Origin of the sequence: Mucilaginibacter sp. 21P (assembly GCF_019331605.1) — a bacterium.
GTDB classification, from domain to species: domain Bacteria; phylum Bacteroidota; class Bacteroidia; order Sphingobacteriales; family Sphingobacteriaceae; genus Mucilaginibacter; species Mucilaginibacter achroorhodeus.
This window is the reverse complement of record NZ_CP063061.1, coordinates 3,887,761-3,900,440: the sequence shown is the minus strand read 5'-3', so window position 1 is coordinate 3,900,440 and position 12,680 is coordinate 3,887,761. Positions and strand designations below refer to the sequence as shown.

Genomic DNA, 12,680 nt, shown 5'->3' with positions numbered 1-12,680 from the left:
CAACTGCTCCATATTCGCTGTAGGTTTAAATGACAAAAAAGTAATCTGACTGTCGGTAAACCTTAAAAAATGTATTTATTGTTAAATTTGCATTCCACAAAAGTTAACGATGTTAATATCAACTGACGAAGAAAAAGCCGGTATACAGAAAATAAGCGATGCAGTAGCTATAACGCTCAGGAAAATGCGCGAACATGCCAAGCCAGGCATATCTACCAAAGAACTTGATGATCTTGGCCGCAAATTGTTGGAAGAAATGGGCGCTAATTCGGCACCTCATCTTACCTACAAATTTCCGGGATTTACCTGCATCAGTGTAAATGAAGAGGTTGCACATGGTATACCATCTGAAAATCGGATCTTACAAGAAGGTGATCTGGTTAACATCGATGTTTCTGCGGAACTAAATGGGTTTTGGGCTGATAACGGCGGTTCATTTATTTTGGGTGATGACATTTACGGCCACGGCAAATTAGTTAATGCATCTAAAGAAATATTGAAAAGAGCCATCAGCAATATAAAAGGCGGTGTAAGGATTTCTGAAATTGGTAAATTGATAGAGACTGAAGCTAAAAAAATGGGTTACACAGTAATCAAGAATCTAACCGGCCATGGCATAGGCCGTGGTTTGCATGAGGAGCCGCACGAGATCGCAAATTATTGCGATCGGTTTAATACAACCCGTTTCAAAAAGAACTCCGTTGTGGCTATTGAAACATTTATCTCAACGAGATCTACCATTGCAGAGACGCAGGATGATGGCTGGACGCTTATAGGTAACAAAGGCGGATTTGTGGCACAGCACGAGCATACCATTATGGTTACAGGGGGCGAACCATTTATTTTCACAGATAAAAACGGTATTTGGGATTAATCTTCAACTACGGGCAGCGTAAACCAAAAGGTGCTGCCTTGCCCGGTTTCGCTGGTTGCGCCAATTTTGCCGCCATGTCGTTCAACAATCTCAGCGCTGATATATAAACCCAAACCCAGCCCTGAATACTGAACACCGGAGGACTCGACACGATAATAACGCTCGAACAGGTGCGGGATCTTGTCAGATAAAATGCCCTCTCCAAAATCTTGCACAGAAATTTTTACGGTTGATTTTCGTTGGGCAAACTCAATGATGATCTGCTTTGAGCATGGCGCATATTTAACAGCGTTGTTTATCAGGTTTACTAATACCTGCTCAATTTTTTGTTTATCGGCAACAACCTCAAGCCCTTTGTCACCGTTTATCTTAACCTCGTGGTCGCCGGCAAGCCGCACGTAATCGCAACTTTCATTTATCATCTCGGCCACATTGAACCTGCTTTTGGTTAGTTCCAACTGCCCGGCACTTATACGCGATACATTAAGCAGGCTCTCTACCAGGTGCTGCATTTTGTTAAGACTGGTGCTGGCCTTATCAATAAAGGTTGAGATCTTTTCGGGATTATTTCCAGTCCTGATCAACTTATCCAATATCTGTATGGATGCTTTGATGGATGTCATAGGTGTTTTCAGTTCGTGGCTGGCTACACTTATAAAATCGTCCTTCTGTTGCTGCAAGCGTTTAAATTCGGTAATATCCAGTACCGTTCCCAATATACGTACAGGTTTTTGAGCTTTATCGTAATAGATCTTACCTTGCACCCGTATCCAATGCAGGGAGTCATCGGGGTGCAAAATCCTGGCTTCATAAAATAGAGACCCAGTGCGGATCGCTTCCTGATGTGCTCGTTCCCGTATGTGCTTATCTTCAGGATGAAAAGCGTCTAACAAACGGAAGTGACTTACCGGCGCATCGTGACCAAAGATCTGGTTAAACCTGTCAGAAGTGATGGCCGTGGTATTAACTATATCAAAATCAAACGTGCCAATTTCGGCAGCATCAATAGCCAAACGGTTGCGCTCCTCAATATCCTCAATAGCCCGCCGTGCCATTACTTTATCGGTAACCTCAAAAGCAATAACCATTATAGCGTTTATTGTACCATCAAAATGATCTACCGGCTCGTATACAAAATCAATAAACACCTTTTCAGGCACACCGTTGCGTATCAGCGTAATTTCCGCCTCTTTGGCTTCAAATGGCCTGCCGGTTTTTATTACGCCATCCATTATCGGCGCATAAATATCTTTGGCCTCAGGCACTGCATCCCACATGTTTTGGCCTTCTACCTCGCGCCGCTTTTTGCCAATAAGTTCAAGGTATGACTCATTTACCACGTCAATTACCACATCAGCCGCGCGGATGATGCAGATACCAATGGGGGCCTGCCTTATCAGATTGTAAAGTGCCATCCGGCTTTCTTCTACTTCCTGCTTCGCACGCTCTAATTCGGTCACTTCAGTATTAAATGCTGCAACACCAAAGATCTTGCCTTCGGAGTTGCGCATTGGCAGGTAATTGAATTTGTAATAAAAGGTTTGCATTGTGCCGTTGCGCATAAGATCAATTCGCGAAATATCGGTTTGATGCGGCTTGCCCGTAAGAAAAACGTTTTGCAAATAACCTAAAAATGGTTGACTGTTAAGCTCGGGAAGGGCAACGGCTATGGGTTTGCCAATTACGGAAGAATCCCGCCCCCAGGCTTTTAATGTGGCGCTGTTAGCTACTGTGATCACCAAGTCTTCGCCGGTACATAAATATACAGGAAACGGCGATAAGTTCACCAATTCCCTAAAGGTGTATTCTGCTGGCTCCAAGTGATCTTCAATAGTTTAATTACCCATTCAAATATAAAAAATCCCCGCAATTTGGCAAGTGCTTTTATCTTATGAATATAAAAAATTTCTTAGTCTTGATAACGCGAAGCTATGAATGGATTATCTGATAGTCAATGAGTTGAGCTTTTGAACTTTGAATTTTTGACAAATGACGATAAACCTTTAGCGTAGAAGGGTATAGTTGTACTCATACACCTTACCACCAGTTGTTGTAAGCGCTAAAAAAATAAAACTATTTTCCTTATTAACTGCTTATAGCATTTATTGGTGATTTTTTAACACAGGGTTGCCAATTACTTTACCTTAAAGCCATTGATATTGAAATTTTTACACAAGCCAATCCTTACTTTAGTGATAGCAGCAGGGTTTTGTTGCCCGGTAAATAGTTACGCACAACGCGCCCAGGACGCACAGAAACTTATAACTGATACAGTGCCCAGGGCAGCCAGAAAACGTACACCCTTTTTTGGTACCGTGCCCGATACTACTAAACGCTTTGGCAGGGCAGCAGCCGAATGGGGCTTAGCGCAGGTGATACCGTTTAGTTATGGTAAATTTATTGCGCATGCACCTTACTCTAATGTAACTACGGCAACCATATGGCGAAATCTGAACCCTGGAAGCTGGCAGTGGGATAAAGATATTTTTCGCACCAACCAGTTTGGGCATCCGTACCAGGGGAGTTTATACTTTAGTGCCTTCAGAAGCAACGGATATAACTTTTGGCAGTCGGCGCCGGCAGCGGTAGCAGGTAGTTATTTTTGGGAAACTTTTGGTGAGAATGAACGGCCTTCGCCAAACGACTTTATCAATACCAGTTTCGGTGGTATTGTGTTGGGGGAGATGAGTTACCGCTTATCAAACAAGATCGTAAATAACCGCCATACCGGTTTTGGCAGGCAAATGGAGGAGGTTGCAGCATTCCTGGCAAACCCCATGAACGGCTTAAACCGCCTGCTTGATGGCAAATGGGGCAAGGTGTACGGTAACCCCGCTGATCGCGATTCCACACAGGTGTCCGCAGAATTCGACCTGGGTGTACGCAGGTTTAGCAGTATTACGGGCAACGGAAGCGGTAAAGGCAAAACAGGTATTTTTGGCAGGGCTAAATTGATCTATGGTAATCGTTATAAGGATTACCGCACGCCTTTCAGTAATATCATGATCAATGTGGAGATGGGTCAGGATGACAGCTCTTTGGTTAACCTGCTTAGTGTTTCAGGTTCTTTGGCAGGTTGGGAAATCAAATCTAATCGCGACTTGCAGCATCTCATCATCCTATCTGCAAACTATGATTATATCAGCAATGAGGCATTCTTTTATGGAGGGCAAAGCGTAAAAGCAAATCTGTTTTCAACTTTCCAGGCAAGCAAAAAACTAACATTTAACACCAATGCAGGCTTAGGCCCAACGCTGTTGGCGGCAGTGCCAAATACTTATAATGCTAATGGTCGAAATTACGATTATACCTCGGGCTTTGGGATCAATGGCGGGGCGGGGCTTAACCTAATGGATAAATTCTTTTTGAGTATTGATTACCGCGGCGGATGGCTGTATACCATCAATGGCAACAAATCACACTATTATTTACATACCGTAACAAGTGAGGCACGATACGCATTTAGCAAAAAGCTGTCGCTTGCTGCCGAACCGGGTTACCTGTTTCTACGCGGTAAGTACGATGAACACCCTGATGTTAACAAGCGCTACCCATACCTGCGGGTTTCAACCCGGTATTCAGTAGATTTTTAAGCCATGTTAGGGTAATAATCAGTTAACTGGTTGCCATTACGTGCGGGATATTTTAAGTTTGGCCTCACCATGGCACACGTACTCGATAATCCCATCTACAACGCTTTAACAACAGGTAATAAACATTTAGCAGTTGAGGCCGGCGGCGCTTTTTATTTTAAAGATGATGTAGCACCGTTTGCGGGCCTGAAAAACAATTCTGCTGCTGATTTTGAAGCGCTCCTTAAAAACGCACCTGACGATAGGGTATTTGTAATTTTTACTCCTGAACAATTGCATGTACCTGATTATTTTAAGGTGTTGAGGGACTTCAAGATGTTCCAGATGGTTTATGAGGCAGATACTCCTCCAACTGAAATGGAAAGTTCTATAACCAGTCTCGAAGATGAGCATGTTGAGGAAATGCTGGCGTTAACCAGGTTAACTAATCCTGGTCCATTCCTGCAGCGCACTATCGATTTCAGTAATTATACAGGCGTTTTCACCGATGGTAATTTGATTGCCATGGCCGGGCATCGTATGCAGCCCTTGCCCTATGTAGAAATAAGCGCCGTTTGTACTCACCCGGAACATACCGGAAAAGGGCATGCAGCTAAACTACTGTTGGAGCAAGCCCGACGCATTATCGCCGCAGGCAAGACACCTTTTTTGCATGTTTTGCAGGAAAATACAGGCGCTATAAAAGTTTACGAACGTATTGGTTTCAAAACACGCGTACCGATATTGGGCTATGTATTGAGTAAATAAAAACGGCTGAGAGAGCCCCAGCCGCTCTATCTATTTTATTATTTTCTAAATAGCGTTAAACAAAATCCGGCCACCAAGCCTGTGGCTAAGCCAGCCGCTATATATTTTCGATGTGCCTTTGGCTTACCCGGAATGCCAAACCCACCATACGGTGCCATACCATATTTAACAGTATTGAATAAATTACCGCTCGTTGGTGATATCGGCGCTGCGCCTTTAAAGTACCTGCGCATGATAGAGCCGGTTAATTTCGTTGTTAGCTCGGGGAATAAAGCGTGTGATACTTTAAGCAACAAAGAGGTACTGCCTATGTAGGTACTTGTTCTCGGGTCATCAGCCACGTTCACCATGGCCTCTGCAAGGCGTTTAGGATCATACACCGGCGGGGCGGGTTTAAGCTGCTTGCCAGTGTAATTACCAGCATGTTGTATGCCGGGAGTATCTAAAAAAGCGGGATACAGGTCACAAACGTGAATGTGTGGCCATTTGGTAAGTTCGCCCCTTAAAGCTTCTGAAAAACCGGTTAGTCCGAATTTGCTAGCAGAGTAGCCTGCACCATAGGGTACCGCAGTAAAGCCTCCAACAGAAATATTATTAATAAGGGTACCGTAATGCTGCGATTTAAAAAAAGGCATTACGGCATGTGCCCCGTTCATGTAGCCCAGCAGGTTGGTTTTTATAACCTGCTCGTGAACTTCCATAGGCGTACTGTCAAAATCACCGGCAGCTAATACACCTGCATTATTTATCCATACGTCAATGCGGTTGCGCCAATCATTAGCCACATTGGCTAAAGCTATCACCGCTTTGGGGTCTGTTACGTCTGTTTCAACGGTAAGTACATCTGCACCAAACTCGCGGCATTCTTCTGCAACTTCATCAAGTGCATCAATATTGCGCGAGGCCAGTACTAAATTGGGTTGATGTTGTGCAAATTCAACAGCCGCGGCACGCCCGGCACCACTTGATGCGCCGGTTATAACTATGGTTTTCCCTTTTAATCTTAGCTCTTTCATCCTCAAGGTTATTTATTAAGTAACCTTTGGAGCATGGAAGTGTTTGTAAAGATCTATATTAACGAATATGAGGTTGGCTTAAGCATGGTTGATGTGATCTTGGAAACCAGCAGGGCATCGGCATAATCTGCCGGCGCGCTTATCCTTTTCCACTCGGCATCATCTACAAATGATTTCCAGTGAGCGGCCTTATCGTCCATGTTTTTAAAGGTAACCATATAGGTAAGATTAGGGCGGTTATCACCGATCACAGTCTCGCCGAAAAAAACGGGTTTAAAGCCAAGGCGTTTAAAAATGTCTATTTCGCCTTTGTCGTTAAACATCCCTACTTTCTTTTTGCCCGCAGCCTCACTGGCGCTTTTATATTGGCGAAGTTCAAAAATCCTTTCTTCTTTTGCGGGCAGCTCCTTAACCGGAGAATTTTTAAATGCTTTTAAAAGAGATGTATCTAACTGTTCAAAAGCCGGATCATTTGCCGGCGCGTTAAGATATGCCGCACCTTTAGCCCAATAATCCTTATCACTTTCCAGCTGGTCAAAAAGATGGTCCACCTGTGCGAAATTGGCGTAAGGTATCAATACAAAGAATTTGCTCTGCCCCGCAGGGCTAAACTCCGTAAATACTCCAACCGGCTCGTTGGTAAGCTTTTTTACAACCGGGACAAATACATCACGGTAAAAATCTTCGGTAAGTTTCTGCTGGCGCTCATCCTTAAAGGTGTAAACGCGCAACTCGTAATATTCAGTAGCAGCAGTTTTAGCATGAGACATAGCAACGGATGGTGTAATGGCAGCCACAGCCCCGCCAATTATAGATTGTTTAACAAACGAGCGTCTTTTCATTAATATCGGGGGTTTTAGAGGTTGCTTAAATATACAAATGTTTATTCAGCTTCCTCATCTTCTTCTTCGTCCTCTTCGGGAACGTAATTGCTAATGGCCTGGCCAATGGCGTCAACCTCCGGTATATCGCCAAACATGGGTGTTTCTGTTTCAGGGTTAAGCATTATCCACACGTTATCAGTGTCTTTTTCAATTTTACCAAATTCTTCGCCAGCCTTAAATATGGTATATACATTATCTTCTTCAGGAAAAACGGAGTAAACAACCCCGCCAACCAGTACGTCAAATGGTTCTTGCATGATTTTATTATTTGTGCGCAAAAATATCATTTTAAGTTAACCGAGTTTAACTTGTAAATAAAGTTAGCAATAAGGATGTGAATTTATTTACATACTTATTTACATTTGCGCCGCAATTGCTGCGGCTGCCTTTACTTTGGCCGACTTTTAGCAAGCTAATTTTTATGAAGAGAGTGGTTATTACGGGCTTGGGTGTTGTATCCCCGGCGGGCAACGATATCAAAAGTTTTTGGACTAACATAGTTAATGGCCGTAGCAATGCAGCCGCCATTACGCATTTTAATGCTGAGCATTTTAAAACACATTTTGCTTGTGAGGTGAAAGATTTCAGGTCTGCCGACCACCTTGACCGTAACGAAATTAAACGCAGCGACCTCTACACTCAATATGCCCTGGCTGCTGCTAAACAAGCTGTAGAAGATTCAGGCTTCGACACCAATAGCGTTGATCCTTTTGATATAGGCGTTATAATGGGTTCTGCACAAGGTGGTTTTGAAACCTTTGAGCAGCAAATGAAAGAATATGCTGCAACAGATCATGCCCCGCACTTTAACCCGTTCTTTATCCCAAAAACATTGGTGAACATGGCATCAGGCCTCATATCCATAAAATACGGGTTTATGGGCGTAAATTTTTCTGCAGTTTCTGCATGCGCCTCAGCTAATACTGCAATTATGGATGCGTTCAATTACATCCGTTGGAGTAAAGCCAAGATTATAGTAACCGGTGGTGCCGATGCGCCCATCAGCGAAGGTTCAATTGGCGGGTATAATGCACTTAAGGCCTTATCAACGCGTAATGATTCTCCGTTGGCGGCATCTCGTCCGTTTGATGTGGAGCGCGATGGTTTTGTGATGGGCGAAGGCGCCGGCGTATTGATTTTTGAGGAATACGAACACGCAAAAGCCCGTGGCGCTAAAATATACGCCGAGGTTGCAGGTGCAGCCATGACATCAGATGCCTACCATATTACCGCCACTCATCCTGAAGGCAAGGGCGCTATCCGTGGCATGAAACTCGCCCTTGAAGATGGCGGCCTTAATGCTGATGAAGTAAACTATGTAAATGCACATGCTACATCAACCCCGGTAGGCGATCTAAGCGAGTCGAAAGCTATCCACGCAGTGTTTGGCGATAATAAAAATTTCGCTATAAGTGCAACTAAATCGATGACTGGTCACTTGCTTGGTGCTGCCGGTGCCATCGAAGCAATAGTTGCTATTAAGGCTATCCAAGATAATATTATTCCACCAACCATCAACACACAAACTATAGACCCTGAAGTACCGGCCGGCTTACATATTGTTACTAAGGAGGCGATAGACAAGCAGGTTAATGTTGCGTTGAGCAACACCTTCGGTTTTGGCGGCCATAACGGCATAGCAGTATTTAAAAAGGCTTAAATACGTATATTCGTAAATGCAGCACCAGCTTCTGTTAGATAATATTGCCAACTACGTATTGCTTTCCGCGGATGAACAGCAGGAGATCATTTCCCGCTTTCACTATAAAAAAATAAAAAAGAAGCAGTTTTTGCTTGAGGCGGGTGACGTTAGCAACCGTTCCATCTTTGTAATTTCGGGTTGTTTACGTAGTTATGCCGTGGATAAGAACGGGACGGAGCATGTGCTGCAATTTGCTCCTGCAGGTTGGTGGATAACAGACATGCGCAGCTACCTTACCGGCGAACCGGCCCGTTTAAACATTGACGCTATTGACGAAACCGAGGTTCTTTACGTTACTAAAAACGACTTTGAGGAGCTTAATACCCGCATCCCCAAATTTGAACATTTTAACCGGGTGCTTGCCCAAAAGGCGCTGGCAACCTACCAGCACAGGCAGGTTGATAATTCTGTGTTGGCTGCTATGGAACGCTACGCCAACTTTTGCGAGCTTTATCCATCTTTGATACGCTCGCTTCCGCAAAAACAAGTTGCATCCTACATCGGTGTAACGCCGGAGTTTTTAAGCAAGATGCTGAATACCACTTTGGTTAAATAATCAGCTTAATCTACATTAACTTTTCGCCTTAATTTACATTATTAGGGGGCTTGTGCTTTGCCGCTATCTTTGTATCATACAAAACGAAAGATCATGGAAAACACAACTATAAACGGCCTTCATCACATCACAGCGATAGCCGGCAACGCAAAACGAAATCACGATTTTTACACAAAAGTTTTGGGCTTAAGGATGGTTAAAAAGACCGTCAATTTTGATGACCCTGAAACTTACCACTTGTATTATGGCGATAAAGAAGGTACGCCGGGCACTATATTAACATTCTTCCCCTGGGAAGGAATTAGCGCAGGTAGGAGAGGTGCCAGACAAGCCAGTGAAATTGGTTACTCTGTACCAGAGGGAAGCCTGGATTTTTGGCTTAACCGTTTTGAAAAGCACAATGTGATTTACAACAAGCCGGCCGAGAAATTTGGTGAGCAGTATCTTACTTTTTTAGATCCTGATGGCCTAAAACTGGAGCTGATCGTTTCTAAAACACTTGATAAACGCCTGCCTTGGGAGACTGACGAGATAAAGGCAGAAAACGCTACAAAAGGCTTTCACAACATTACCATCACTACTAATAAAATGCAGCCAACTGCAGATATATTGACAAATATATTTGGGTATAAATTGTTGGAGCAGCACGTTAACCGTTACCGCTTTGTAACCGATGCGGTGGACAATGCAAATATAGTTGACCTGGTTGAGGTGGCGGGAGAAGTTGCCGGTCACGTTGCCGGAGGGTCTGTTCATCACGTAGCCTTCAGAGTGAAAAATGATGAGGTATTGATGCAGTATCGTGATAAAATAGCCGCTTTAGGATTGCACATTACTGAAAAGATTGATCGAAACTATTTTTACTCGTTATACTTCCGCGAACCGGGTGGTGTTTTGTTTGAGATAGCTACCGATAACCCTGGCTTTGCCGTTGATGAAAGCGTGGAAGAATTAGGTACGCACTTAAAATTGCCGGTGCAATACGAAGAGTACAGGGCAAGTTTAGAAACCACTTTACCAAAATTAGACTGATGTACACACATAGCAAGCAAATAATCACCGGTGGCGCAGCTGCTGCCGGTGCAAATGCTGCCATAATAGCCATACATGGCAGAGGTGCAAGCGCAAATGATATTATGCGTTTAGTCAAAGAATTTAAGATAGAGAATGCAGCCATTTACGCGCCGCAGGCTACAAACAACAGCTGGTATCCTTACAGTTTCCTGGCGCCTGTTGTACAGAACGAACCTGCGCTATCTTCGGCTTTAGCCTTAATAGATGAAACGGTTAAGCGGGCTATCGCCGATGGTGTTGCCACAGAGAACATTTATTTTTCAGGTTTTTCACAAGGAGCTTGTCTTTCCTTAGAGTATGTTGCCCGCAATGCCAAACAATATGGAGGCGTAATTGCTTTTACCGGTGGATTAATAGGAGAGGAATTGGATGTTAGCAATTACAAAGGCGATTTCAAAAACACGCCGGTTTTAATTTCTACTGGTGATCCTGATCAGCATGTCCCGCTAAGTCGGGTTGAGGAAAGCGTTGAAGTTTTGAAAGGCTTGGGAGCACAAGTGACTTTAAAAGTTTATCCGAGCAGGCCACATACAGTAACCTATGATGAAGTTAAACTGGCTAACGATTTGGTATTTAAATCAAAAAATGAAACATGAAATTTGATGATATTGAACTTGTAGATAATGAAGCTATTCACAACTTTGAATTAACGATAGACGGTCAACGCTCGTTTATCGACTACCAGGTGCGTGGTGAGAAGATCTATCTAATCCATACCGAAGTACCTGAGGCTTTGCAAGGCCAGGGTGTGGCAGAAGCATTGGTTGAAAAGGCGCTTATACATATTGAGAACAAAGGCCAGAAAGTGGTTCCGCTTTGTGCGTATGTGCAGATCTTTTTAAAGAAACATCCGGAATGGAACAGAATAGTTGCATAAAATTGTATTAAACAACGAGTATACAAACAAAAGTCGCAGAGAAAGAATCTATGCGACTTTTCACTTTATATATCTTCTTGAGTACATCTTAATAGATCATAACAATAACACATCTATCCTGTGCGCATGCACCAAACCAACCTGCGGCGACCACGCAAAAACCGTAAACTGCCCATCCTGAGAGGCTACTAACGCAATAGCATCGTGCTGATCGCTTACAAACTGTGCTGCTGCCAAATGCCTGCTACCGCCGTTTTGAGCGGGGTGCACTCTTCGCGCCCGGCCATCTGCAACAGGTTCCGTCATGATGATCTCGCCAACGGGTAAACTATGTTCTGCCCTTGCAGCTTTTGCACCAAATGCCAGCAGGTCATATTTATCAGTAATGATAGTTGCACCATCAACAGCTGTGAACCCGCCTATCAGATCGATAGCTTCTAACAACGACTCTCTCCACTCCAGTTTATCTATTGCCTGGTATTTTTGCTTCATTAGGTCATTTATTGCCGTATAAGGCGGTACAACAGGATATTTAACAGGCTGAACGATAGAGTCGCGCCAGGTTTCCGTTCCCGCCGGTACGATGAACACCAGGCCGCCCCGCTTATGTAAACGCATTGATGCCGCCAGTTGCACCAGTATACTAAACGATTCGCCCATGTAAGCAGGCAAAGGCATGGCTTGTAATGATTTTATCAGCGCCGGGCAGTCAGCTATACCCATGGTGGTCTCATCAAGTACCTTTATTTGGTCGCCTTGTAGTACGGCAACATTAACATATTTGCCAAAACCATCTACCCGCCGGTGTTTGATCACCAGCAGTCCCGGCTCTATCACCTCCAATACAAAACATAAAGCGGGTACGTAATGCGTTGTACCCCATATAAAAAGGTCGTCGCCATCAAGCCAAACGCCCAGGTGAATACCGGGTTGCTCAACTGCCGGTGCCAGCTTGATCAGGTTTTGTGGCGTTAGTCGTAATTTCTCTCCAAATATCAAAGGCTTCTCAGATTGGTAAGGCTGCAATAAAGCCAGCGAAATATTAGGCGAATGCCCTTCCTCGCGGCGCATACTGGCCCAAAATGCTACGTCTATAACCGCTTCTATGATGTGTAGGTCAGGAGCTGAAGCCACGCTGTTATTATTTTCGCCTTTGGCCGCTAACTGGTATTTTTTAAAGTGCTCCTCAATCTCAGGTGCCACGATACGGGCGGGCAGGTACGTAGGTTCTGATAGCATAGGTATGTTTTTCTACACAATAATAATCATAATATGCCGTCAACGTATTTGGTAGCATTAAAGTGAGATTTATTTGATAATCAAGTGTTGAAAATCTCTCAACTAAAACTTTTAGTAT

At 43.9% G+C, this 12,680-nt stretch carries 13 protein-coding genes; 8 read left to right on the top strand and 5 right to left on the bottom strand.

The annotated features are described in order from the left end of the window. Positions 1 to 109: 109 nt before the first annotated feature. Positions 110 to 874 (top strand): type I methionyl aminopeptidase, encoded by a 765-nt coding sequence (gene map, locus INP83_RS17325; protein WP_146270118.1) that lies wholly within the window; start codon positions 110 to 112, stop codon positions 872 to 874. Here map and INP83_RS17320 read toward each other — a convergent pair. Further along, positions 871 to 2,694 (bottom strand): ATP-binding protein, encoded by a 1,824-nt coding sequence (locus INP83_RS17320; RefSeq protein ID WP_146270116.1) that lies wholly within the window; start codon positions 2,692 to 2,694, stop codon positions 871 to 873. The genes map and INP83_RS17320 overlap by 4 nt on opposite strands. Before the next feature lie 339 nt (positions 2,695 to 3,033). Here INP83_RS17320 and INP83_RS17315 point away from each other — a divergent pair, with 339 nt between their 5' ends. Both INP83_RS17315 and INP83_RS17310 read left to right on the top strand, forming a co-directional pair. Continuing rightward, positions 3,034 to 4,467, top strand: coding sequence for a DUF3943 domain-containing protein (locus INP83_RS17315; RefSeq protein ID WP_219125262.1), 1,434 nt, complete (start codon positions 3,034 to 3,036; stop codon positions 4,465 to 4,467). Between the two features lie 69 nt (positions 4,468 to 4,536). Beyond that, on the top strand, positions 4,537 to 5,214 hold the full coding sequence (locus tag INP83_RS17310; RefSeq protein WP_219125261.1) for a GNAT family N-acetyltransferase: 678 nt from the start codon (positions 4,537 to 4,539) through the stop codon (positions 5,212 to 5,214). Positions 5,215 to 5,252: 38 nt separating this feature from the next. Here INP83_RS17310 and INP83_RS17305 read toward each other — a convergent pair whose 3' ends face one another. Genes INP83_RS17305 through INP83_RS17295 form a run of 3 tightly spaced genes read right to left on the bottom strand, consistent with a single transcriptional unit; the run spans position 5,253 to position 7,371 of the window. Next, entirely contained in the window at positions 5,253 to 6,230 is a 978-nt protein-coding gene (locus tag INP83_RS17305; RefSeq protein WP_219125260.1) for an SDR family oxidoreductase, read from the bottom strand. Between the two features lie 53 nt (positions 6,231 to 6,283). Beyond that, positions 6,284 to 7,072, bottom strand: coding sequence for an NIPSNAP family protein (locus INP83_RS17300; RefSeq protein WP_219125259.1), 789 nt, complete (start codon positions 7,070 to 7,072; stop codon positions 6,284 to 6,286). Positions 7,073 to 7,113: 41 nt separating this feature from the next. Next, a complete protein-coding gene (locus INP83_RS17295; RefSeq protein ID WP_219125258.1) occupies positions 7,114 to 7,371 on the bottom strand; it encodes a hypothetical protein in 258 nt (85 codons plus the stop codon). A 164-nt stretch (positions 7,372 to 7,535) separates the two neighbouring features. Between INP83_RS17295 and fabF the strand changes: the two genes are divergently transcribed. The 5 genes from fabF to INP83_RS17270 all read left to right on the top strand — a co-directional run bounded on the left by fabF (position 7,536) and on the right by INP83_RS17270 (position 11,323). Then, positions 7,536 to 8,774, top strand: a complete 1,239-nt coding sequence (fabF, locus tag INP83_RS17290; protein ID WP_219125257.1) for a beta-ketoacyl-ACP synthase II — start codon at positions 7,536 to 7,538, stop codon at positions 8,772 to 8,774. 16 nt (positions 8,775 to 8,790) lie between these two features. After that, a complete protein-coding gene (locus INP83_RS17285) occupies positions 8,791 to 9,372 on the top strand; it encodes a Crp/Fnr family transcriptional regulator (protein WP_146270102.1) in 582 nt (193 codons plus the stop codon). 93 nt (positions 9,373 to 9,465) lie between these two features. Next, complete coding sequence (locus tag INP83_RS17280; protein ID WP_219125256.1) at positions 9,466 to 10,404, top strand: ring-cleaving dioxygenase; 939 nt, start codon at positions 9,466 to 9,468, stop codon at positions 10,402 to 10,404. After that, entirely contained in the window at positions 10,404 to 11,042 is a 639-nt protein-coding gene (locus INP83_RS17275) for an alpha/beta hydrolase (RefSeq protein WP_219125255.1), read from the top strand. The genes INP83_RS17280 and INP83_RS17275 overlap by 1 nt, the downstream gene beginning before the upstream one ends. Beyond that, positions 11,039 to 11,323: a GNAT family N-acetyltransferase gene (locus INP83_RS17270; RefSeq protein WP_219125254.1), complete on the top strand. Its 285-nt coding sequence runs from the start codon at positions 11,039 to 11,041 to the stop codon at positions 11,321 to 11,323. The genes INP83_RS17275 and INP83_RS17270 overlap by 4 nt, the downstream gene beginning before the upstream one ends. 96 nt (positions 11,324 to 11,419) lie before the next feature. Here INP83_RS17270 and INP83_RS17265 read toward each other — a convergent pair whose 3' ends face one another. Further along, positions 11,420 to 12,562 (bottom strand): putative sensor domain DACNV-containing protein, encoded by a 1,143-nt coding sequence (locus tag INP83_RS17265; RefSeq protein WP_219125253.1) that lies wholly within the window; start codon positions 12,560 to 12,562, stop codon positions 11,420 to 11,422. Positions 12,563 to 12,680: the final 118 nt, after the last annotated feature.